18 protein-coding genes, 1 tRNA gene and 3 pseudogenes are annotated in these 22,762 nt (G+C 66.8%); 14 read left to right on the top strand and 8 right to left on the bottom strand.

Features of this window, described 5'->3' with window-relative positions; genetic code table 11:
* Positions 1-46 precede the first annotated feature (46 nt).
* Entirely contained in the window at positions 47-1,069 is a 1,023-nt protein-coding gene (locus MHEC_RS01560; protein WP_099869458.1) for an ArsA-related P-loop ATPase, read from the top strand.
* Entirely contained in the window at positions 1,066-2,220 is a 1,155-nt protein-coding gene (locus MHEC_RS01555; protein WP_048891473.1) for an ArsA family ATPase, read from the top strand. The genes MHEC_RS01560 and MHEC_RS01555 overlap by 4 nt, the downstream gene beginning before the upstream one ends.
* Here the strand turns inward: MHEC_RS01555 and MHEC_RS01550 are convergent.
* A complete protein-coding gene (locus MHEC_RS01550; RefSeq protein ID WP_048891513.1) occupies positions 2,217-2,570 on the bottom strand; it encodes a WhiB family transcriptional regulator in 354 nt (117 codons plus the stop codon). The two genes, MHEC_RS01555 and MHEC_RS01550, sit on opposite strands and share 4 nt — an antisense overlap.
* A gap of 317 nt (positions 2,571-2,887) precedes the next feature.
* Here MHEC_RS01550 and ponA2 point away from each other — a divergent pair.
* The 4 genes and pseudogenes from ponA2 (at position 2,888) to MHEC_RS01530 (ending at position 7,776) form a co-directional block, all read left to right on the top strand.
* Positions 2,888-5,307: pseudogene (ponA2, locus tag MHEC_RS01545) on the top strand (transglycosylase/D,D-transpeptidase PonA2).
* 47 nt (positions 5,308-5,354) lie between these two features.
* On the top strand, positions 5,355-6,305 hold the full coding sequence (locus MHEC_RS01540) for a metallophosphoesterase (RefSeq protein ID WP_048891471.1): 951 nt from the start codon (positions 5,355-5,357) through the stop codon (positions 6,303-6,305).
* Positions 6,302-7,408 carry an L-cysteine desulfhydrase Cds1 gene (gene cds1, locus MHEC_RS01535; RefSeq protein WP_048891470.1) on the top strand — a complete coding sequence of 369 codons (1,107 nt, stop codon included), beginning with the start codon at positions 6,302-6,304 and terminating at the stop codon, positions 7,406-7,408. The genes MHEC_RS01540 and cds1 overlap by 4 nt, the downstream gene beginning before the upstream one ends.
* 294 nt (positions 7,409-7,702) lie before the next feature.
* Positions 7,703-7,776: transfer RNA gene (locus tag MHEC_RS01530), tRNA-Pro, on the top strand.
* 47 nt (positions 7,777-7,823) lie between these two features.
* On the opposite strand, the gene MHEC_RS01525 is transcribed toward MHEC_RS01530, so the two are convergent.
* A complete protein-coding gene (locus MHEC_RS01525) occupies positions 7,824-8,303 on the bottom strand; it encodes a hypothetical protein (protein ID WP_048891469.1) in 480 nt (159 codons plus the stop codon).
* Positions 8,304-8,457: 154 nt separating this feature from the next.
* On the opposite strand from MHEC_RS01525, the gene MHEC_RS01520 reads away from it, so the two are divergent.
* Complete coding sequence (locus MHEC_RS01520; protein ID WP_048891468.1) at positions 8,458-10,260, top strand: thiamine pyrophosphate-requiring protein; 1,803 nt, start codon at positions 8,458-8,460, stop codon at positions 10,258-10,260.
* Between the two features lie 15 nt (positions 10,261-10,275).
* Here MHEC_RS01520 and MHEC_RS01515 read toward each other — a convergent pair whose 3' ends face one another.
* On the bottom strand, positions 10,276-11,643 hold the full coding sequence (locus MHEC_RS01515) for an HNH endonuclease signature motif containing protein (RefSeq protein WP_048891467.1): 1,368 nt from the start codon (positions 11,641-11,643) through the stop codon (positions 10,276-10,278).
* A 201-nt stretch (positions 11,644-11,844) separates the two neighbouring features.
* On the opposite strand from MHEC_RS01515, the pseudogene MHEC_RS01510 reads away from it, so the two are divergent.
* A pseudogene (locus MHEC_RS01510) lies at positions 11,845-13,289 on the top strand (DUF4185 domain-containing protein).
* Between the two features lie 109 nt (positions 13,290-13,398).
* The gene (locus MHEC_RS01505; protein ID WP_099869433.1) at positions 13,399-14,358 is read left to right on the top strand and encodes an iron-containing redox enzyme family protein; all 960 of its coding nucleotides are present in this window, start codon (positions 13,399-13,401) and stop codon (positions 14,356-14,358) included.
* On the opposite strand, the gene MHEC_RS01500 is transcribed toward MHEC_RS01505, so the two are convergent.
* The 5 genes and pseudogenes from MHEC_RS01500 to MHEC_RS01480 all read right to left on the bottom strand — a co-directional run bounded on the left by MHEC_RS01500 (position 14,338) and on the right by MHEC_RS01480 (position 17,218).
* Complete coding sequence (locus tag MHEC_RS01500; protein WP_048891464.1) at positions 14,338-14,553, bottom strand: CDGSH iron-sulfur domain-containing protein; 216 nt, start codon at positions 14,551-14,553, stop codon at positions 14,338-14,340. The two genes, MHEC_RS01505 and MHEC_RS01500, sit on opposite strands and share 21 nt — an antisense overlap.
* Positions 14,550-15,242, bottom strand: a complete 693-nt coding sequence (locus tag MHEC_RS01495) for a HemK2/MTQ2 family protein methyltransferase (RefSeq protein ID WP_048891463.1) — start codon at positions 15,240-15,242, stop codon at positions 14,550-14,552. Before MHEC_RS01495 ends, MHEC_RS01500 begins: the two co-directional genes overlap by 4 nt.
* 88 nt (positions 15,243-15,330) lie before the next feature.
* Positions 15,331-15,664: pseudogene (locus MHEC_RS01490) on the bottom strand (DJ-1/PfpI family protein).
* A gap of 28 nt (positions 15,665-15,692) precedes the next feature.
* Positions 15,693-16,697, bottom strand: coding sequence for an LLM class F420-dependent oxidoreductase (locus MHEC_RS01485; RefSeq protein WP_048891462.1), 1,005 nt, complete (start codon positions 16,695-16,697; stop codon positions 15,693-15,695).
* A gap of 56 nt (positions 16,698-16,753) precedes the next feature.
* Complete coding sequence (locus MHEC_RS01480; RefSeq protein WP_048891512.1) at positions 16,754-17,218, bottom strand: GatB/YqeY domain-containing protein; 465 nt, start codon at positions 17,216-17,218, stop codon at positions 16,754-16,756.
* Between MHEC_RS01480 and MHEC_RS01475 the strand changes: the two genes are divergently transcribed.
* The 5 genes from MHEC_RS01475 to MHEC_RS01455 are packed head-to-tail and all read left to right on the top strand — an operon-like array spanning position 17,217 to position 22,641.
* Positions 17,217-18,581, top strand: a complete 1,365-nt coding sequence (locus MHEC_RS01475) for a hypothetical protein (RefSeq protein WP_235434793.1) — start codon at positions 17,217-17,219, stop codon at positions 18,579-18,581. The genes MHEC_RS01480 and MHEC_RS01475 overlap by 2 nt on opposite strands.
* Positions 18,582-18,594: 13 nt before the next feature.
* On the top strand, positions 18,595-19,203 hold the full coding sequence (locus tag MHEC_RS01470; RefSeq protein ID WP_048891461.1) for a DUF4129 domain-containing protein: 609 nt from the start codon (positions 18,595-18,597) through the stop codon (positions 19,201-19,203).
* Positions 19,203-20,339, top strand: coding sequence for a DUF4350 domain-containing protein (locus MHEC_RS01465; RefSeq protein WP_048891460.1), 1,137 nt, complete (start codon positions 19,203-19,205; stop codon positions 20,337-20,339). The genes MHEC_RS01470 and MHEC_RS01465 overlap by 1 nt, the downstream gene beginning before the upstream one ends.
* The gene (locus MHEC_RS01460) at positions 20,336-21,322 is read left to right on the top strand and encodes an AAA family ATPase (RefSeq protein ID WP_048891459.1); all 987 of its coding nucleotides are present in this window, start codon (positions 20,336-20,338) and stop codon (positions 21,320-21,322) included. Before MHEC_RS01465 ends, MHEC_RS01460 begins: the two co-directional genes overlap by 4 nt.
* Positions 21,319-22,641 (top strand): DUF58 domain-containing protein, encoded by a 1,323-nt coding sequence (locus tag MHEC_RS01455; protein ID WP_048891458.1) that lies wholly within the window; start codon positions 21,319-21,321, stop codon positions 22,639-22,641. Before MHEC_RS01460 ends, MHEC_RS01455 begins: the two co-directional genes overlap by 4 nt.
* The last annotated feature ends 121 nt before the right edge of the window (positions 22,642-22,762 follow it).

Genomic DNA, 22,762 nt, shown 5'->3' with positions numbered 1-22,762 from the left:
AGACCGAGCTTATCGGTCGGGTCCGCGCGCCGCGGGCTAGCATGCGCTGGTGGGGAGCACACCAAGTGGCGGGCGTCCACTCGGCTGGCCGTCGCGGCTGGAGAAGGCCCGCTTGCATTTCGTGACCGGTAAGGGCGGTACCGGCAAGTCGACGATCGCAGCGGCGCTGGCGTTGACGCTGGCCTCCGGCGGACGCAAGGTGCTTTTAGTGGAAGTCGAAGGGCGCCAAGGTATTGCGCAACTGTTCGACGTTCCGCCCCTGCCTTACCAGGAGGTCAAGATCGCGACCGCCGAACATGGTGGGCAGGTCAACGCTCTCGCGATCGACATCGAGGCCGCGTTCCTGGAATACCTCGACATGTTCTACAACCTCGGCATCGCCGGCCGGGCGATGCGCCGCATCGGGGCAATCGAGTTCGCCACCACTATCGCGCCGGGTCTGCGCGACGTGCTGCTCACCGGCAAGATCAAGGAGGCGGTGGTTCGCGTCGACAAGAACCGCCTCCCGGTTTACGACGCGGTCGTCGTCGATTCGCCTCCGACCGGCCGCATCGCGCGGTTCCTCGACGTCACCAAGGCCGTCGCCGATCTGGCCAGAGGCGGGCCGGTGTATTCGCAAAGCGAAGGCGTGGTCAAGTTGTTGCACTCCGAGCAGACCGCCGTGCATCTCGTGACGCTGCTCGAGGCACTGCCCATGCAGGAAACGCTGGAGGCCATAGAGGAACTCAGCCAACTGAATTTGCCGATCGGCAGCGTGATCGTGAACCGCAATATCCCGGCCTATCTGGAGCCCGACGACCTGGCTAAGGCCGCCGAAGGCGTTGTCGATGCCGACGCGGTTCGGGCCGGATTGGCCAGGGCCGGAATCCACTTGAGCGACGCCGACTTCGCCGGCTTGCTCACCGAGACCATCCAGCACGCCATCCGCATCACCGCGCGTGCAAAGACCGCAGAAGAGCTCGACCAGCTCAGCGTGCCGCGGCTGGAGCTGCCGACGGTCGCCGACGGTGTCGATCTTGGCAGCCTGTACGAGCTGTCGGAAAGCCTTGCCCGACAGGGGGTTCGATGAGCGCTACGCCGCCGAAACTGGATATTGGCGCGATCCTGGCCGATACCACCAATCGGGTCGTGGTCTGCTGCGGCGCCGGCGGTGTCGGGAAGACCACCACCGCAGCGGCGATGGCGTTGCGCGCCGCCGAATACGGTCGCACTGTGGTGGTGCTGACCATCGACCCCGCCAAGCGATTGGCACAAGCTCTGGGAATAAACGACCTTGGCAATTCGCCACAACGGGTTCCGCTGGCTGCCGAGGTGCCCGGCGAGTTGTACGCGATGATGCTCGACATGCGCCGCACGTTCGACGAAATGGTGATCCAATACTCGGGACCCGAACGGGCACAAGCGATTCTGGACAATCAGTTCTATCAGACCGTTGCTACGTCACTGGCCGGAACCCAGGAGTACATGGCGATGGAGAAACTCGGCCAGCTGCTGAGCCAAGACCGTTGGGACTTGGTGGTGGTCGACACTCCCCCGTCGCGTAACGCGCTGGATTTCCTGGACGCGCCCAAGCGGCTGGGCAGCTTCATGGATAGCCGGTTATGGCGGCTGCTGTTGGGACCCGGACGCGGCATCGGGCGCCTGGTGACCGGTGCGGTCGGTTTGGCGATGAAAGCGCTTTCGACCGTTCTTGGTTCGCAAATGCTCTCCGACGCGGCTGGTTTCGTGCAATCTCTGGACGCTACGTTCGGCGGCTTTCGACAGAAGGCTGACCGCACTTATGCGCTGCTGAAGCGGCGTGGCACCCAGTTCGTGGTGGTGTCTGCGGCCGAGCCGGACGCGTTACGCGAAGCAGCGTTCTTCGTCGATCGACTGTCGCGCGAGCAGATGCCGCTGGCCGGGCTGATCTTGAACCGCACCCACCCGATGTTGAGCGCACTACCGGCCGAGCGGGCAATCGACGGCACGGAAACACTGGAAGCGGCCGGACCCGAGGACTCCACGGCGCTGGCCGGCGCGGTGCTGCGAATCCACGCTGAGCGGGCCCAAATCGCCAAACGAGAAATCCGGTTGTTGTCCCGATTCACCGGGGCTCATCCGCACGTGCCGGTCGTCGGCGTGCCGTCGCTGCCATTCGAAGTCTCCGACCTGGAGGCGCTGCGGGCGCTCGCCGACCAGATGACGTCGGTGCAGACCAGTCAGGCAACCGGAGCCGGCTAGCCCGCGCTGCGCTGCTTGCGTTGCGCAGCGAAGAAATCTGCCCAGGACACCACCTCGGGGTGTTGTTTGAGCAGTGCCCGGCGCTGGCGTTCGGTCATGCCGCCCCACACTCCGAACTCGACGCGGTTATCCAGGGCGTCGGCTCCGCACTCCAACATCACCGGACAGTGCCGACAGATCACCGCGGCCTTACGCTGCGCGGCTCCGCGGACGAAGAGCTCATCGGGGTCGGCGGCACGACACAATGCCTTCGATACCCACGCGATGCGGGCTTCAGCGTCGGTGCGGCGGACAGTGTTGGGCGCGGGTGCTGTAGTCGCCTTGCGCGCCGCGGACCGTGTACCTGACACCAGCGATTCCCCTTCGCTCGGGCCACCGTGGCGGCGGCAACGTGCAGGTCGGGCCGACAATGCGATCTGGGCCACACTATGCACGTCGGTGTTACCTGAATCTCACTGTCCGTCTAAGTTAGGTGGTCAGGTGTCATTTGCGCAACAGTTCAATAGCGGCTTTTTTGGCACAACCGTGCCGTCCGATCATGATGAGGCCCCCAACCAGCTCGTCAACGAGCCGATCTTGAGCTGACCGCTGACGCCGGGGACAATATCGGTTAAGCCCCCCGGCCGTTCCCGGCGGGCTGCCCCACAGCGTCGTTACTGTAGTACCTATGTCGGAGCGCCCTTCGACCGGCATTACGGTCCTCAAGCTGGCCGGATGCTGCCTACTGGCCGCGGTCGTGGTCGCGGCCATGCTGTTCCCGATCGCCGGTGGCATCGGGCTGATGTCCAACCGGGCCTCCGAGGTCGTCGCCAACGGCTCGGCCCAGCTGGTCCAGGGCGACGTGCCCGCGGTGACCACCATGGTGGACGCGAAGGGCAACACCATCGCCTGGCTGTATTCGCAGCGCCGATTCGAGGTGCCCAGCGACAAAATCGCCAACACGATGAAGCTGGCAATCGTCTCGATCGAGGACAAGCGCTTTGCCGAACACAACGGCGTCGACTGGAAGGGCACGCTGACCGGCCTGGCCGGCTATGCGTCCGGCGACGTGGACACCCGCGGTGGGTCGACGATCGAGCAGCAGTACGTCAAGAACTACCAGCTGCTGGTCCTCGCCCAGACCGACGCCGAGAAACGCGCGGCCGTCGAGACCACGCCGGCACGTAAGCTGCGGGAAATCCGGATGGCGCTCACCCTGGACAAGACGTTTTCCAAGCCGGAGATCCTGACTCGCTATCTCAACCTGGTGTCGTTCGGTAACGGTGCGTTCGGCGTGCAAGCCGCCGCCCAGACGTATTTCGGTGTCAACGCCTCCGAGCTGAACTGGCAGCAAGCGGCGCTGCTGGCCGGGCTGGTGCAGTCCACCAGTGCACTCAATCCCTACACCAACCCACAAGGTGCGCTGGCGCGTCGAAACCTGGTGTTGGACACCATGATCGAGAATCTGCCGCAAGAGGCCGACGCGCTGCGTGCCGCCAAGGCCCAGCCGCTGGGGATCCTGCCGCAACCCAACGAGCTGCCGCGGGGCTGTATCGCCGCCGGCGACCGCGCCTTCTTCTGCGACTACGTGCAGGCGTATTTGGCCCGGGCCGGGATCAGCAAAGAGCAAATCGCCAGGGGCGGCTACCTGATCCGCACCACGCTGGACCCCGAGGTGCAAAGTTCGGTCAAACAGGCGATCGACAGCATCGCCAGCCCGGATTTGAACGGGATCGCCAGCGTGATGAGCGTGATCAGACCCGGGAAGAACTCGCACAAGGTGCTGGCAATGGCCAGCAACCGCCGATACGGGCTCAACACCGAGGCGGGTGAAACCATGCGCCCGCAGCCGTTCTCGCTCGTCGGTGACGGCGCCGGATCGATCTTCAAGATCTTCACCACCGCCGCCGCGATGGAGATGGGCATGGGCATCAACACCCAGCTGGAGGTCCCGCCGAGATTTCAGGCCAAGGGCATGGGCAGCGGCGGCGCGAAGGGCTGCCCGAAAGAAACCTGGTGCGTGGTCAATGCCGGCAATTACCGGGGATCGATGAACGTCACCGACGCGCTTGCCACCTCGCCCAACACCGCGTTCGCCAAGCTGATTTCGATGATCGGGGTGCCGCGGGCGGTGGACATGGCGGTCCGGCTCGGCCTGCGTTCCTACGCCGACCCCGGCAGCGCCCGCGACTACGATCCCGACAGCAACGAAAGCCTCGCCGACTTCATCAAACGCCAGAACATCGGATCGTTCACCCTGGGCCCGTTCGAGCTCAACGCTTTGGAGCTGTCGAACGTGGCGGCGACCCTGGCCTCCGGCGGCGTGTGGTGCCCGCCGAGCCCGATCGACAAGCTCATCGACCGTGACGGCAACGAGGTCGCCATCAACGCCGAGCCCTGCGATCAGGTGGTGCCCGAAGGTCTGGCCAACACCCTGGCCAACGCGCTGAGCAAGGACAGCCAGGCCGGGGGCACCGCGGCCGGTTCGGCCGCGGCGGCGGGCTGGAACCTGCCGATGTCCGGCAAGACCGGCACCACCGAAGCGCACCGGTCATCGGGCTTCGTCGGCTTCACCAACCAGTACGCGGCGGCCAACTACATCTACGACGACTCCAGTTCCCCGTCGGATCTGTGTTCCTTTCCGCTGCGGCGCTGCGGCAGTGGTGATCTCTTCGGCGGCAACGAGCCGGCCCGTACCTGGTTTACCGCGATGAAGCCCATTGCCACCAAATTCGGCGAGGTGAAACTGCCGCCGGTCGACCCGCACTACGTCGAGGGCGGACCCGGCTCGCGGGTCCCCAGCGTGGCGGGTCTGGACCTGGATGCGGCGCGCCAGCGTCTCAAAGAGGCCGGTTTCCAGGTCGCCGACCAGCCCACCCCGGTCAACAGCAGCGCAAGGTACGGCGAGGTGGTCGGCACCTCGCCGAGCGGGCAGACCATCCCAGGCTCGGTCATCACCATCCAGACCAGCAATGGGATCCCACCCGCCCCGCCTCCGCCGGAGAACGGCCCGCTGCCGATCGGATCGACAACCGTGGAGATTCCGGGTTTGCCCCCGATCACCATCCCCCTGCTGGGCCCCCGCCGCCCGGCGAGCCGCCGCCATAGGCACTGCTGCGCGCTGTCATCTGCCCAACGGCAGTAGGCTGCCTGCTATGCCTGCCGCTTGGAAAACTACCGGCGCCGCCGCGCTCGGCGCAGTCGTCGCCGGCATCGGTTACGCGTCGGTCATCGAGCGCAACGCATTCGTGGTGCGTGAGCTGACCATGCCGGTGCTGACGCCCGGCTCGTCGCCGCTGCGAGTACTGCACATCAGCGACATCCACATGCGGCCGGGCCAGCGTCGCAAGCAGGCGTTCCTGCGCGACCTGGCCGCCTGGGAGCCCGACCTGGTGGTCAACACCGGTGACAACCTCGCCCACCCGAAGGCCGTGCCCGCGGTGGTGCAAACCCTCGGCAACCTGTTGTCACTGCCGGGCGTCTTCGTCTTCGGCAGCAACGACTACTTCGGGCCGCGGCCCAAGAACCCGCTGAACTACCTGACGAACCCGGACCATCGCGTCCATGGGCGGCCGCTGCCGTGGCAGGACTTGCGGGCGGCGTTCACCGAGCGCGGCTGGCTGGACCTCACCCACAACCGTCGCGAGTTCGAGGTGGCCGGCCTGCACATCGCCGCCGCCGGCGTCGATGACCCACATATCGACCGGGACCGCTACGAAACGATCGCCGGCCCGGCCAGCTCGGTCGCCAACCTGCGGCTGGGGCTGACACACTCCCCGGAGCCGCGAGTGCTGGACCGCTTCGCCGCCGACGGCTACCAGCTGGTGCTGGCCGGGCACACTCACGGGGGGCAGGTGTGCCTGCCGGTGCACGGGGCCGTGGTCACCAACTGCGGTTTGGACCGGTCCCGGGTCAAGGGAGCCTCGCGCTGGGGTGCGACGATGCGCCTGCACGTGTCGGCCGGAATCGGGACGTCGCCTTATGCCCCATTGCGGTTCTGCTGTCGGCCCGAGGCCACGCTGTTGACGTTGATCGCGGCACCGATCGGCGGTCGTGACTCGAGTCGCAGGCGTGGCCGGTCGCAACCGACCGCGTCGGTGCATTGAGGCCACCGACCCGTGTCGCGGTTCACAGCCGGCCACGCGGCTGGACCGATCATGCGATCCGGCTGATCGAGGCTGACGCCCGCCGCAGTGCCGACACCCATCTGCTGCGCTACCCGCTGCCCTCGGCGTGGGCCGGCGACGCCGACGTCGCGCTGTATCTCAAAGACGAGACCACACACATCACCGGCAGCCTCAAACACCGGCTGGCGCGGTCGTTGTTTCTCTATGCGTTGTGCAACGGGTGGATCGGCGAGGACACCACCCTGGTCGAGGCTTCGTCGGGGTCGACCGCGGTGTCGGAGGCATACTTCGCGGCGCTGTTGGGTTTGCCGTTCATCGCCGTGATGCCGGCTTCCACCAGTGCGTCCAAGGTCGCTTTGATCGAATCACAAGGCGGCCGTTGCCATTTCGTCGAGCACGCCGGCCAGATTTACACCGAGGCGCAACGCCTGGCCGCGGAGACCGGCGGTCATTTTCTCGATCAGTTCACCAACGCCGAGCGCGCCACCGACTGGCGGGGCAACAACAACATCGCCGAGTCGATCTATGTGCAGATGCGGGAAGAACAACACCCGGTCCCGCATTGGATCGTGGTGGGGGCGGGCACCGGCGGGACCAGCGCGACGATCGGCCGCTACATCCGCTACCGGCGCCACGCCACCCGGCTATGTGTCGTCGACCCGGAGAATTCCGCGTTCTTTCCCGCCTACGCCGAATGCCGCTATGACACCGTGATCAGCGGCTCGTCGCGCATCGAAGGGATCGGGCGGCCACGGGTGGAGCCATCGTTTCTGCCCGACGTGGTGGACCGGATGGTTTCGGTGCCCGATGCGGCGTCGATCGCTGCCGCACGACATGCCAGCGCGGTGCTGGGCCGACGGGTGGGGGCATCGACCGGCACCAACCTATGGGGAGCTTTCGGGCTGCTCGCCGAAATGGCCGCGCAGGGCCGCACCGGCTCGGTAGTCACGCTGCTGGCCGACAGCGGCGACCGCTACGCCGACACTTACTTTTGCGACGAATGGGTTGCCGCGCAGGGGCTGGATTTGACCGACCCCGCGGCCATACTGGCCGAGTTCGAGCGCTCCGGCGGCTGGGAGTGATCCCAGGCATCGTCGACGTCGCCATCTGGTGCGGTCAGCAACAGCCACAGCACCGCAAGCCCGAGCAGCCCCCCGAATACCACGGCACCCAAGACCGTCATGACCTTCTCGCTTTCCTTACCTGTGGTTAGTCTGCTCAACGCCGTCGGTGAAACCAGCTGTTCCGGGGTGATTTGTGGGCGATGTCGCATCGGTGGCCCGCTGTGATCTGCTGCACGCCACGGTCTTAAGTCGCCGTTGCGGCGCGGTTTGGCCGGTCCGCGGGCCGGTGCGATAGGCTGTCGTGGCTTGCAGCGGGGTGTGGCGCAGCTTGGTAGCGCGCTTCGTTCGGGACGAAGAGGCCGTGGGTTCAAATCCCGCCACCCCGACTCAGTGACTACTTCACGAGTCGCTGTAAAGCAAAGACTGCAGCGGGTTACGGCTGCGCCCATTCCCGCTGACACGCAGCGCACTGCCGGATGAGCGCCGCCCGACCCGGGTCACCCTCACCCGGTGGACGAAACAGATGAGCGGCTAAAACCCCGCAGCCGGGACACACGCAAACCGTCCGGAATTGTTCCGGCGCCGGGGATGCCGTCACACCGGCATCCATCTGACCCGGGTGGGCCGGCGGTTGCCGGCGCGAGCCGGGCACCGGCGGGTCACCCCACCAGACGCGGACGCACAACACCGACGCCATCAACAGCAAGCCGGTGGATACCGCTGCCACCGACGACACCGCAGGGGCCACCATCGCCGTGATGCCGGCGACGAGCGCCAGCGCGAAGCACGTCACGCTGATCTGACGGGCCAGCCGCCGCCCGCCCCGATCCATTGCCTCCCAGTCGCCGATCGCCTCCCGGCGCTGAGCGAGATCAACCAGGGTGGGGTGCCGCCAAGCCCATGACGCGGGCATGCGGCGAAGTTTACTCAGCCGCTCTCCTGCCGCCACGCCCGGCGAACGGTGGCCGGTGACCGCTGGTTACTTCAACATCCGCGTGCCGTCTAAGACCACCAACCGGTGGGTAATACCTCTTCTTGACGTCCGGACTCAAGGGAAGAGGTGTGCGATGGCAGGCGCTACGGTTGCCGACTTCGTGTTGGAACGGCTGCGCGATTGGGGCATCGACAAGGTCTTCGCGTACGCGGGTGACGGGATCAACGGCCTGCTGGCGGCGTGGGGCCGCGCAGAGAATAGACCGAAATTCGTGCAGGCCCGCCACGAAGAAATGTGCGCGTTCGAAGCGGTCGGCTATGCGAAATTCAGCGACCGGATCGGGGTCTGCGCCGCGACGTCTGGCCCTGGAGCGATACATCTGCTCAACGGTCTTTACGACGCCAAGCTCGACCGGGTGCCGGTGCTCGCGATCGTCGGGCAGACCAACCGCAGCGCCATGGGCGGCTCCTATCAGCAAGAAGTCGATTTGATGAGCCTCTACAAGGACGTGGCCAGTGACTACGTCCAGATGGTGACGGTGCCCGAGCAGCTGCCCAACGTGCTGGACCGCGCCATCCGCACCGCGCTCACCAGGCGCACGGTAACCGCGGTGATCATTCCCGCCGACGTGCAGGAGCTGCAATATTCGCCGCCGCCGCACGAATTCAAATACGTGCCGTCCAGTCTTGGATTCGAATGGCCCGACGTCGAGCCCTCGCAGGTGGGCCTGCAGCGGGCCGCCGATGTGCTCAACGCCGGAGAACGTGTCGCCATGCTCGTCGGCTGCGGCGCACGCGGGGCGGTCCGGGAGGTCACCGAGATCGCCGATTTGCTTGGCGCCGGCGTCGCCAAGCCACTGCTCGGCAAAGACGTGCTCTCCGATGAATTGCCATGGGTAACCGGGGCGATCGGGCTGTTGGGCACCCGTCCCAGCTATGAGCTGATGCGTGACTGCGACACGCTGCTCACCGTCGGCTCGAGCTCCCCATATACCCAGTTCCTGCCGCCGTACGGCCAAGCCCGCGGGGTGCAGATCGACATCGACCCGGCGTTGATCGGCATGCGGTATCCGAACGAGGTGAACCTCGTCGGCGACGCCACGGCGACGCTGCGCGCGCTGATCCCGTTGATACAGCGCAAGTCTGACCGTTCCTGGCGCCAGACAATCGAAAAGAACGTGCAGCGTTGGTGGGAAACCATGGCGATGGAAGCCGACGTGTCCGCCGATCCGATCAACCCGATGAAGCTGTTCGCCGAGCTGTCGCCCAAACTGCCCGACAACGCGATCGTCACCGCTGATTCCGGCTCCTCGGCCAACTGGTATGCGCGACAGCTGAAGTTCCGCGGCAACATGCGCGGTTCGCTGTCGGGCAATCTCGCCACAATGGGCCCTGGCGTGCCCTACGGCATCGGCGGCAAGTTCGCAAACCCGGACCGCCCAGTGATCGTGTTTGCCGGCGATGGCGCGATGCAGATGAACGGGATGGCCGAGCTGATCACGATCGCGCACTACTGGAAACAGTGGGCCGATCCGCGGCTGGTCGTCGCCGTACTGCACAACAATGACCTCAACCAGGTGACCTGGGAGATGCGGGCAATGGCAGGCGCACCGAAATTCGCTGAGTCGCAGACGATTCCGAGCGTCGACTATGCCGGTTTCGCCGCAAGCCTGGGCTTGGGTTCGGCGACGTTGACCGATCCCGGCCAGATCGCCTCGACATGGGATCGGGCGCTGGGTGCTGATCGTCCCACGGTGCTCGACGTGCACTGCGACCCGAATATTCCGCCGGTGCCGCCGCACGCCACCTTCGACCAGATGAAAGCCGCGGCGATGTCGGTGCTCAAAGGCGACGAGGATGCGTTCGGCATCATGAAGGAAGGCATCAAGGTCAAGGCACAGGAGTTTCTGCCGCACCGCAGCACGAGCCGCACGTGAGCTGGTCGGTGACGGCTACACCGCATCGTCGTCTTCGTCGTGGCGGAGCAGTTTTTCCGGGTGGTGGAAGAGGTTGACGCGCGGCCGGCCGCGATCCAGGTGCGGCGGAGGTATCCATTCGGTGGCACCGTCGTCGCGTTTGCGGGTTCGCCAGCCGCCCGGCTGGACGATGCGGTGGTTGGTACCGCAGGCCAGGGTCAGGTCGTTGACGTCGGTGACCCGGCACTTGGCGTAGTCGGTAACGTGATGGACCTCGGTGAAGTAGGCGGGTACGTCGCAGCCCGGGGCAGTGCACCCACGATCCTTGGCGTACAACACGATTCGCTGGCCCGGTGACGCCAGCCGTTTGGTGTGATACAGCGCCAGCGCTTTGCCTTTGTCGAAGATCGCCAAATAGTGATGGGCATGGCCGGCGATGCGAATCACGTCGCTCATCGGCAGCAGCGACCCACCGCCGGTGAGTCCCGTGCCGACGCCGGCCTCCAGCTCGGCCAGCGTAGTAGTGACAATGATCGAGGCAGGTAACCCGTTGTGTCGACCGAGTTTTCCGCTGGCCAGCAGCGCCCGCAATCCGGCATTGAGCGCATCGTGGTTGCGCTGCGCGGGCGAGCGGGTGTCGCGGTCGATGGCTTGCTGGCTGGGCGCGCCGTCCACGCATGCCACTTTCTCGGCGGGGTTGGCCATTCCCGGCGCGGCCAGCTTGGCCAGCACCGCCTCAATGGTGGCGCGGGCTTCCGGTGTCAACCAGCCCCGAATCGGGCTCATTCCGTCGAGGTCTTGCTTACCCAGCGTCAGCCCGCGCCGCTGTGCCCGGTCCTCGTCGCTGAAGTTGCCGTCGGGATTGATGCAGTCGGCGATCTTGTCGGCGAGCTTGGCCAGCTGGTCGGGGCGAAACTGAGAGCCTTGGCGCGCCAATTGAGCCTCGGCGCGCTCGCGGGTCGGCTCATCGACCCAGCCGGGCAGCCGCTGGCAAAACCGCCGAATCACCGCCACATGCTCGGCACCGATCTTGCCGGCCCGTTGGGCGGCTGCAGTGGCGGCCAGGTGGGCCGGCAGCCGCTCTCCGGTGAGCCCGGTGCGTGGCCCCAGGTCGGCAGCTTCGCGGATGCGCCGCGTGGCCTCGGTGCGGCTGACCAGCACCCACTCCGCCAGGGCATGCGAAAACTTGCCGCCGAGCTCTTCGGCGCTGGCCTGGTTGCCGATCGCGTTGACCAAGGGATGCTCAATGGCCGGGAGTCGACGACGCACCCGTTCACAGCGCTCCAGCAACGCGAACCGCTCAGGAGTGGTCAACGACTCGCCGTTCAACTCCAGGACTGCGTCCAGCGCCGCGTCGAGCGCGTCGAACTTCTCGACGATCTCCTCACGGGTAGTCGAACGCATGAGCGAATGCTAACGCCAGGTACTGACAACCAGCGGTCCCAGCGGCGATCCGTGAGAAGAACCCGCCACGGATTGCGACGCGGTCACGGATTCGTACCGGATGACACCTCACCGATCACAAATGCCACTCAGATCACTATCGTCACATCAGTTGACCGCTGACGTCTATCGGGGACGTCCTGCCCCGCTGAAAGGTGTGACGTGTCGCCGGTTCCTCGAATCGTGTCGGTATCGGCGGTGTCGGCGGTCGCTTTCGGGCTCATCGTCGCCACCGGCCCTGCGCCGCCGGCGGCCGCACTGCCCTGCAGCGCTCCTGAAGCCAACGTCGATCCGCCTGCCGTCACCCCAGCCACGCCACCGCCCGCGCCGGTCGTCCGGCCACCGACCGGGCGCCGGCCTCGCGGCGCCAACGAGCGGGCGCCACTACCCAAGTTGGGCCCGCTAATTTCTTCGCTGCTGCACCCCAGAGCGCCGGTGCGCCAGCAAGCGGCGGTGATCCCCCCGGGCCCAACCCGCCCGGTGCCGGTAACCAGCAGCCCCCGAATGCGGCGCAGTTGAATCCGAACGCGGCCCCGGGCCAGCCCGAAGCCGCGCCGCCCGCCTCCATCGCGGGTGCCCCGACGTCGCTTGTCGAGTGGGTGACCGGACCCAACGGCCCCAACAAGACCCTCGACCGTTTCGGCATCTCCGGGACCGACCTCGGAATCCTTTGGGACAATGGTGATCCCGTTAACCGCCAAGTGCTCATGGCTTTCGGCGACACGTTCGGCTATTGCCGCCTGCATGGCCAGCAATGGCGCTACAACGTGCTGTTTCGCAGCCAAGACCGCAACCTGGCCGATGGAATCACCGTGCCGCCCGGCGTTCCCAATGACAGATACTCCGGCTCGCCCATGCAGCAACCGAACTTCTCCAAGCAGGTGCTGCCGGGTATCAGGTGGGCACACCAGGAGGGCATGATCCCAACGGCCGGCATCGCCATCGGCAGAACGCAGTACATGAACTTCATGTCGATCAAGCAGTGGGGCCGCGACGGCGAGTGGTCGACAAACTACTCGGCGATCGCGATGTCCCCCGACAACGGCCAGAACTGGGGGATCTATCCGGGGACCGTCCGCGCGTCGTCGCCCGACAGCGTGCCGGGCGCGCGCTATATCCCGGGAAACGAGAACTTTCAGATGGGCGCGTTCATGCGCGGCAAGGACGGCTACATCTACTCGTTCGGAACCCCGTCCGGCCGCGGCGGTCCGGCGTTTCTGGCGCGTGTCCCCCCGAACTTCGTGCCCGACGTCACCAAATACCAGTACTGGAATGGCGACCACAACGCTTGGGTCCCCAACAATCCCGGCGCGGCGACCCCGGTTTTCCCGGGTCCGGTGGGCGAAATGTCGGCCCAGTACAACGATTACCTCAAGCAGTACCTGGTGCTCTACACCAACGGAGGCAGCAACGACGTCGTGGCAAGGACCGCGCCTGCCCCCCAAGGGCCGTGGAGCCCGGAGCAAGTGCTCGTCTCCTCGTTCCAGATGCCGGGCGGCATCTACGCGCCGATGCTGCATCCCTGGTCGACGGGTAAAGACCTGTATTTCAATTTGTCGCTGTGGTCGGCATACGACGTGATGTTGATGCACACGGAATTGCCTTAGGCCGTCCCACCCCGTTTGACCGGTGCCGGGTTGGGGGTATCTGATCCCGGTGACTGGTGCGGCAACCGAACTCGAACCTTCGCTTCCGGCGGCGCACGGGCCGCTGTCGATGGCCGTTCGCCGCTGCCTCACCGAACCGGCTCCGCGCGGACACCTCACCCGGATCGGCGCCTCAGTCCGCGATTCGGATCCCTACGGGCTTGATCTGCAGCTGGCGTTGTACATGTGCTACGAGCTGCATTACCGGGGTTTCGCCGGCGTCGACCCGACCTGGGAGTGGAATCCGGGGTTGCTGCACCTGCGCGCTCAACTGGAGAGGACCTTTCTTTCCGGGGTGCGCCGCGACGTGGGGCCCATCGAACCCGATCACACCGCGATGGCCGAAATGGATGCTCTCTCAATTGAGCCCGCGGTCGGCGAAGGTCTGTCGCATTACCTGCGCAGCACCGGAACCTGGGAGCAGATGCGCGAATACTTCGTGCATCGCTCGCTGTATCACCTCAAGGAGGCCGACCCGCACGCGTGGGCGATCCCCCGGCTGACCGGACAAGCCAAGGCGGCGTTCGTCGCGGTGGAGTTCGACGAGTACGGCGCCGGCCGCGGTGCACACCTGCACCAGCAGCTGTTCGCGGATTTGATGGCCGCAGCCGGGCTGGATTCGACGTATCTGGGTTATCTCGACGCCGTGCCCGCCGAGTCACTGGCGGTGGTGAACCTGATGTCGATGTTCGGGTTGCACCGTTGGCTGCGCGGGGCATGCATTGGGCATTTCGCGGCGACGGAGATCACCTCGCCGCCCGGGTCGCGGCGACTGGTGCAGGCCCTGCAGCGGCTCGGCGCTCCGCAAGCATGCGTCGCCTTCTATCGCGAGCACGTCGAGGCCGACGCGGTGCACGAACAGGTGGTGCGCGTCGACGTGGTCGGTGATCTGGTGGCCGGGGATCCGCGCCTGGACCACGATGTGGTGTTTGGCATGCGCGCCCACGCTGTCGTGGAGAATCGCTTGGCCGACACCATCATTACCGCGTGGAAGGCCGGCCAGACGTCGCTACGGCGTCCGCTGAGCTGACAGCGCGCGCCGGCATCGCCGGTGGCTGGTATCGCAGAGCGGATAGTTCTTGCTGCGTCGGCACATGCAAACGGCCACCATGAATCGATCGGATTCCACGACTGCGCCCTCAGGCGTCTCGATGCGCACCGGACCGGAAATCAGCAGCGGGCCGTTCGCAACCATCCGCACCAACGTGGATTTCGCGGCGGTCATGGCTTGTCCGCTCGGATCACGACCAGTTCGTCTTCGCGGCACCCACGCGGCATCAGCCCGGTGTCTTCTAACCAACCAGCACGCACAGACAGCACCGGGCCGAACGGAATCCGTTGCGAAGAAACAATTTCAGCGCACAGCTCATGCGACCACAGGATGTCCAGCGAGCGTTGGGCGTCGGCGATCGCAGACTGGACCAGCAGCATGGAACCCCCCTCACACAACAGGTTTGACGCTGAGGCGCACAGTGGATCGAGCACGAGGCGCCCGTCGGGACCAGCGTTCCACGCCCACGACGGGCCGGCAGCAGAGTCGATGTAGCAGGAGTCGTCGACGGGCGGGGTGGGCACGTAGGGCGGATTGGACACGACCACGTCGAACGGCGCACAGTCAAGCGCGCACGTCCACGACCCTGCGCGCACGTCGACGTCGACGCCTGCGTGCACCGCATTGCCCTGAGAGCACCGCACGGCGCGCGGGCAGACATCGAACGCGGTAACGCTGGCGGCGCCCAGTTCAGCGGCCGCGATGGCGACCGCTCCACTGCCGGTGCACAAGTCGAGCACACGACGACCCGGCACCAGAGAGCTGCGTTCCATCGCGTCGATGAGCAGAAGCGTGTCATGTTGCGGCGGATATACCCCATCGGCGGTCAGAAAATCGCCGGGGGCGGCGTAACTTGTGGTCACGTGGGCCTTTCGAGACGTCGCCGCGGCGGTCACGGCGTCAGCCGTGACTATGCCCGCATACCGGGGTGTTGAAACCGTCCGGCGGAACTTACGCCCCGGAGGGCTCGTGCGCGAAGGTCTCGACAATCGCCGAGCAGAACGCCGGCAGGTCGCGCGGTGAGCGGCTGGTGATCACATTCGCGTCGACCACGACTTCGTCGTCGACGACGTTGGCGCCGGCTACCGCGCGGTCGACCCGAATCGTTCCCGCCGGCTCCAAGTCGTGGTTGCGTGTCTGGATCTCACCCGGTTTTCAGCGACAACAACTCGGTATGCGCGCCCGCGTCTTCCAGGACCGCCCGTGGTTGTTCCAGCTCCACTTTCTCCACGCCGTCGGCGGCCAGGAACGCAATCCGCTTGCCCTGCAATCGCTTCGGGGACATGCTGTGCTCCTTCGATGGATTACGCTTGTCAGTCATCACCGCCGCCTTTGCCGGATGCGTCGCGCAGCGCGCTTAGCAGCGGTTCGGCGGCCTCTTGCAGGAAGAGGTCCTGAGATTCGCCGCCGATTTGCACCACGGCGACGTCGGTGAAACCCGCTTCCCAGTACGGCCGCACCGCGTCGACGATCGCGTCGAGGTCAGGCCCGCAGGGGATGGCATCCGCGACGTCCTCCGGGCGCACAAACCGTGTGGCGCCGGCGAATCCCGCCGTCGTCGGCAGGTCCGCGTTGACGCTCCATCCGCCACCGAACCACCGGAACTGGTCGTGGGCGCGCTGCACCGCGGTATCGCGGTCCGGGTCCCAGCACACCGGTATCTGGCCGACCACGCGACCACCGCCGGCCAGGCCGCTGGCCTGCCGCGCTGAATGCCACTCGGCGACGAGCTCGCCGTTTGGCTCCACGGCGATCAGATGGTCGGCGTCGGTGCCGAGCTTCTCGATCGCCTTCGTGCCGCCCATCGCCACGGCGATGCCGACCGGCACCTCGGGCAGGTCCCACAGTCGGGCGGAATCCAGCTGGAAGTAGTCGCCGCGCCAGTTGACCAGCGCGCCCGACAGCAACGCGCGAATGATCTGGACGGCCTCGCGCAGCATCTCCTGGCGGCGCACCACCGTCGGCCAGCCCTTGCCGACGACATGCTCGTTGAGGTTCTCGCCGCTGCCCAGTCCCAGGGTGAACCTGCCGTCGGCGAGGATCTGCAGGGTTGCCGCCTGCTGAGCAACGACCGCTGGGTGATAGCGCATGGTCGGGCAGGTCACGTAGGTGTAGAGATCGACGCGTTCGGTGGCGTGTGCCACTGCCCCCAGCACCGTCCAGGCGTTGGGTGCGTGTCCCTGCGACGCCAGCCACGGCGAGAAGTGATCACTGCAGACCTCGAAGTCGAAGCCCCGCTCTTCGGCCGAAATCGCATACCGCACAAGGTCTTTGGGACCACTTTGCTCCGTCATCAACGTGTAGCCAAATCGGGTCATACGCACACGGATACCCAGGCGCGGCGCGTGCAAACGGCCCGTGCGGACCGCAACGGCTAAAGACGGTCCCTGACCGCTGCCGCTAACCGGGCGCCGTCGGCTTTGCCCGCCGCGATCGCGGTGGCCGCTTTCATCACCAGACCCATCTGCTTTTTGCCGGGCTGCTCGCCGAGTTGCTGCGCGACCTGAGCGATCGCGGTGTCGACCACGTTGACCAGCTCACCCTCGGTGAGGGGCGTCGGCAAGTACTCGTCTATGATCCGCGCCTCGGCGAGCTCATTGGCGGCGAGCTCGCCACGGCCGTTCTGGGTGTAGACTTCGGCGGCCTCACCACGCTTGCGGGATTCCCGGGTCAGGACCTTGATCACCTCGTCGTCGGAAAGCTCGCGCGACTGTTTGCCGGAGACCTCTTCGGTCTGGATCGCGGCCAGCAGCATCCGCAGGGTCGCGGTGCGCAATTTGTCCTGGGTTTTCATCGCGTCGGTGAGATCCGCCCGCAATCGGGACTTCAGTTCCGGCATGGCCAAGACGGTACGCGCCGCGGTCCGTTCGGGCATGGCCGCGGCAATTGAGAAGATGGAGAATTGCCGTGCAGGCCGAGAGGATGGGAGCCATGAGCGACGACGACGGCGGCGCCACCTGGTGAGCACGCCGCCGCCCGACTACCAGGACTACCCGGCGCCTGATAACCCGCCACCCGGTTACGCCAGTCCTGGGTATTCCGCGCCGGGTTACCCGCCGCTGGGTTACGGCCCACCGCCGGCTTATCCTCCGCCCCCTGGCTATGGCCCGCCACCGGGCTACGGCCCGCCACCGGGCTACGGCCCGCCACCGGGCTACGGCCCGCCGCAGGGATACGGCCCGCCGTTTGGCCCACCCCCGGGATACGGTGCTCCCCCCGGCTATGGCCCGCCGCCCGGCTACGGCGGCATGCCACCGGGAACGCCCGGAGCGCTCAGGCCCGGGATCATCCCGCTTCGGCCGTTAAGCCTCAGCGAGATTTTCAACGGCGCGGTCGGCTACATCCGGGTCAACCCGAAGACCACGCTGGGACTGACCGCCGCGGTGGTGCTCATCATGCAGGTCGTCGGGTTGATCGCCCGGGCCGGGCCGCTCACGGCTGCCGGCTCCCGCGACAACGCCGCCTGGACCCTGTCGGTCGCAGTCGGCGGCCTGATCACCTGGCTGGCCGGCATCCTGCTCAGCGGCATCCTCACCGTGATCGTCGGCAGAGCGGTGTTCGGCTCGACCATCACCATCGGCGAGGCATGGGACAAGGTTCGCCGACGCCTGCCGGCACTGCTCGGGTTGGCGGCGCTGGAAGCCGCGGGCGTGGTGGCGCTGATCGCCGTAACGGCGATGGCGGTCGCAACCGGCGCCTCGATGGCCAACGCCGCCGGGGCCGTCGTCTTCGGTTTGCCGATGGCACTCGCGCTGATCGCGACCATGGTCTATCTGTACACCGTGTTGTCGTTCGCACCGGTGCTGATCGTGCTGGAGCGGTTGACCGTCACCCGTGCGATCAGCCGCTCCTTCGCCTTGGTCCGCAACAGCTTCTGGCGAGTACTCGGCATCCGCCTGTTGACCGCCGTGGTGGTCTTTGTCGTCGCGTACGCAGTCGCCGCACCATTCACCCTCGCGGGGCAGCTGATGGCGTCAACGCAATCCGCCGGCCCGGCACTGGCCGGTGCCACGCTGGTGACCATCGGCTCGGCGATCGGGCAGATCCTCACCACACCGTTCAGCGCCGGAGTCGTCGTCTTGTTGTACACCGACCGCCGCATGCGCGCCGAGGCGTTTGACCTGGTGCTGCAGAGCGGCGCCGCCACCGGGCCTTTCGCGCCAACATCCACCGATGGTCTCTGGCTGATGCGGCCACTGTGAGGAGTCGCTGAGGATGCCCGCCATCGACATCGACCGCGACACCGCGCACCACGCTGCCCAACGCGAACTCGCCAAGGCGATATATCCCAAATTGTCGCCGATGCAACGACTCAACGACTGGGTCGAGGACCTGGTGTACCGCGTCGTGCATGCAGGCGCATCGCTGCCGGGCGGCTGGTTTAGCATTTCGGTGCTGCTCGTCGCGCTAGCCGTCGGGGTGGCCGTCGCCATCCGTATTGCGCGACGCACCATGCGCACCAACCGCGGCGGCGCCTATCCACTGTTCGACGGCGGTGGTCAGCAAAGCGCTGCCCAGCATCGTATGACTGCCGAGGAGTTTGCCGCTCAAGCAAATTGGGCCGCAGCAATACGACACCGGCTGCGTGCGGTAGCGCGCAGCCTGGAGGAGACCGGCGTGCTGCAGCCGATGCCGGGCCGCACTGCAAACGAACTGGCCCGCGACGCCGGCGCATGCCTGCCTCATCTGGCCTCTGAGATGTCGCAGGCCGCAACGATTTTCAACGATGTCACGTACGGCGGGCGTCCCGGCACACCCGCCGCCTACCGAATTGTCGCCGACCTCGACGAACACCTGCAATCGCATGGGGCGCAAGTTCGGTGATGGTCGAGGCCCCGCTGACCCAGCCGCCTGCGGCGCCGGCGCGCCGCAGGCCTTGGCGCGGGGTGGCGCTGATGCTGGTGGCCCTCGCGGGGGTCGCCGCGCTCAGCACATACCTGACCGCGCCGCGGCCCGGTGGCCTGATGGACCCCGCATCCACCGGCCGCCACGGCGCTCACGCGCTCGTGACACTATTGCGCGAGCACGGCGTCGAGGTAGTCGTCGCGGGCAGCGTCGCCGACGTCGAACACGCGGCCCGGCCCGACACGCTGCTGCTGTTCGCCCAGAGCCAACATTTGGCCGACGACGCGCTGCTTCGCCGGCTCGCCAAAGTTCCCGCCGACCTGCTCCTGGTGGAGCCCACGTCGCGCACCCGCGCCGTGTTGACCCCCGGCCTTCGCATCGGCGCAGTCAGTACACTCGACCACAAGCCCAATTGCGCGATGCGCGAAGCTAATCGGGCCGGCTCGGTACAGTTCGGGCCGAGCAACACCTACACCGCCGAGCAATCGTTGACCAGTTGCTACGACGGGGTGCTGGTGCGCTACCGTGACGGCGCCCGCACCGTCACGGTGGTGGGAAACGCCAGCTTCATGACCAACGGCAATCTGCTGCGCGCCGGCAACGCCGCGTTGGCAATGAACCTCGCAGGCGCCCGCCCACGGCTCATCTGGTACGCACCACAGCACATCGAGGGTGAAAAAAAGTCTGCTGCAACACTTTTCGATTTGATCCCGGACAAGGTCGACTGGATCGTCATTCAGCTGTGCGTGGTGGTGATCCTGCTCGCGGTGTGGAAGGGCCGACGACTTGGCCCCCTGGTCGCCGAGGACTTGCCGGTCGTGGTACGCGCATCGGAGACCGTCGAAGGTCGCGGCCGACTGTACCGGTCCAGGCGGGCCCGGGATCGCGCCGCCGAGGCACTGCGCACCGCGACGTTGCACCGGCTGCTGCCCCGCCTCGGGCTCGCGGCCAACGCGCCCGCAGCCGCTGTCGTGGCGGCTGTCGCCCCGCACAGCGAATCAAGCCCAGAATCGCTGCGGCACATACTTTTCGGCCCGCCCCCAACTACCGACACCGAGCTGGTACACCTCGCCCAAGCGCTCGACGACATCGAAAGGCAGGTTGCACGCAGATGACTGAGTCGTCTCCCGCCTCCGCGCAGAACCCGGCAGCCGAATCGGCACGCCAAGCGCTGCTGGCGCTGCGCGCCGAAATCGCCAAGGCAGTCGTCGGGCAGGACGCGGTGGTCAGCGGCCTGGTCATCGCGTTGCTGTGCCGCGGCCACGTGCTGCTCGAAGGTGTTCCCGGCGTGGCGAAAACGCTGCTGGTGCGTGCCCTGGCTGCCGCCTTGCAATTGGAGTTCAAGCGGGTGCAGTTCACGCCAGACCTGATGCCCGGCGACGTCACCGGTTCGCTGATCTATGACGCGCGCACCGCGGCGTTCGTGTTTCGGGCCGGACCGGTGTTTACCAATCTGATGCTGGCCGACGAGATCAACCGGACCCCGCCCAAGACGCAGGCGGCGCTGCTGGAGGCCATGGAAGAGCGCCAGGTCAGTGTGGATGGCGAGCCCAAGTCGCTGCCGGACCCGTTCATCGTCGCCGCGACGCAGAACCCGATCGAGTACGAGGGCACCTACCAGTTGCCCGAGGCGCAGCTCGACCGCTTCCTGCTCAAGCTCAATGTGCCGGTGCCGCCCCGTGATTCCGAGATCGCCATCCTGGGCCGGCACGCACATGGGTTCGACCCGCACGACCTGTCGGCGATCAGACCGGTGGCCGGGCCGGACCAGTTGGCCGCTGGCCGCGACGCGGTGCGTCACGTCTTGGTTGCCGAGGAGGTGCTGGGTTATATCGTCGACATCGTCGCGGCCACCCGCGGCTCCCCGGCCCTGCGCCTGGGTGTTTCGCCTCGGGGCGCCACCGCGCTGCTGGGCGCTGCCCGGGCGTGGTCGTGGCTGTCGGGTCGCAGCTATGTGACCCCCGATGACGTGAAGGCCATGGCCCGGCCGACGCTGCGCCATCGGGTGTCGCTGCGCCCGGAGGCCGAGCTGGAAGGCGCCACACCTGACGGCGTCCTCGACGGAATCCTGGCCTCGGTTCCGGTGCCGCGCTGGTGATCCTGACCGGACGCACTGGGCTGGCCGCGTTGGTATGCGTGCTGCCGATCATGGTGTCGCCCTGGCCTGCAACGTCTTTCGCTGTGCTGCTGACGGCGCTGGCCGTGGCGGTGGTGATCGATGCCGGGTTGGCGGCCAGCCCCCGAGCGTTGCGGTTCGACCGTTTCGGGTCGGCATCGGTGCGGCTCGGCGAGTCGGTCGACGCCGGGCTGGTGATCCGCAACGACGGCGGCCGGCGGTTCCGCGGGCAGGTTCGTGACGCCTGGGCGCCGAGTGCGCGTGCGCAACCGCGCGTGCACACCGTCGACCTGGCTCCCGGCCAGACCCGACGCTTCGCCACCCGCCTGCGACCGGTCCGCCGCGGCTCACAGCGATCGGCTGGCGTCACCGCGCGCTCGATCGGGCCCCTGGGACTGGCGGGACGGCAACGTTCGCGGCCGCTACCCGGGCAGCTCCGGGTCCTGCCGCCGTTTCTGTCGCGCAAGCACCTGCCGTCGCGGCTGGCGAAACTCCGCGACATCGAAGGCCAGCTGCCAACCTTGACCCGCGGGCATGGCACCGAATTCGATTCCCTGCGTGAATACGTGGTCGGCGACGATGTCCGCTCGATCGATTGGCGCGCCACCGCCCGTCGCGCCGACGTGGTGGTTCGAACCTGGCGACCCGAACGCGACCGGCGAGTCGTCGTCGTGCTCGACACCGGGCGCACCGCGGCGGGCCGCGTCGGATTCGACCCGACCGCCAGCGATCCCAGCGGGTGGCCTCGACTGGACTGGTCGATGGACGCCGCGCTGTTGCTGGCGGCGCTCGCCTCACGAGCCGGCGACCACGTCGACTTCCTCGCCCACGACCGGATGACCAGGGCCGCGGTGTTCGGGGCGTCACGCACGGAAGTCCTAGCTCAGCTGGTCGACGCGTTAGCCCCGCTGGAGCCGGCCCTGCTCGAATCAGACTGGCATGCAATGGTTTCCGCTATTCTGCTGCGTGTCCGACGGCGTGCGCTGGTGGTGCTGCTGACCGATCTCAACGCCGCGGCCCTCGACGAAGGGCTGCTGCCGGTTCTTCCGCAGCTGTCGGCCAAACATCAGGTGATCGTGGCCGCGGTCGCCGACCCGCGCGTCGACCAGCTGGCCGCTGGACGCTCCGACGCGGCAGCGGTGTACGACGCGGCCGCTGCCGAACGGGCCCGCAACGACCGGCGCGCGATCGCGGCGCGGCTCCGCCGCGGCGGTGTGGAGGTGGTTGACGCTCCGCCCGAAGAGCTGGCCCCCGCGCTGGCCGATCGCTACCTGACGATGAAGGCCACTGGCCACCTGTGACTTTGGCCGGGCGAATGTGGAGTTGTAATACCTCTTTCCGAATGTAACGTGTCTCAAACTGACCAAACCTCGGCATAGCCTCTACGGCACTGCGGCGGGAGCCGACGGCAGTCATCACCAA

The organism is Mycobacterium heckeshornense (assembly GCF_016592155.1).
Lineage (GTDB): Bacteria > Actinomycetota > Actinomycetes > Mycobacteriales > Mycobacteriaceae > Mycobacterium > Mycobacterium heckeshornense.
Note: the sequence above shows the minus strand (reverse complement) of the source record. Positions and strands in the feature narration are given on the sequence as shown.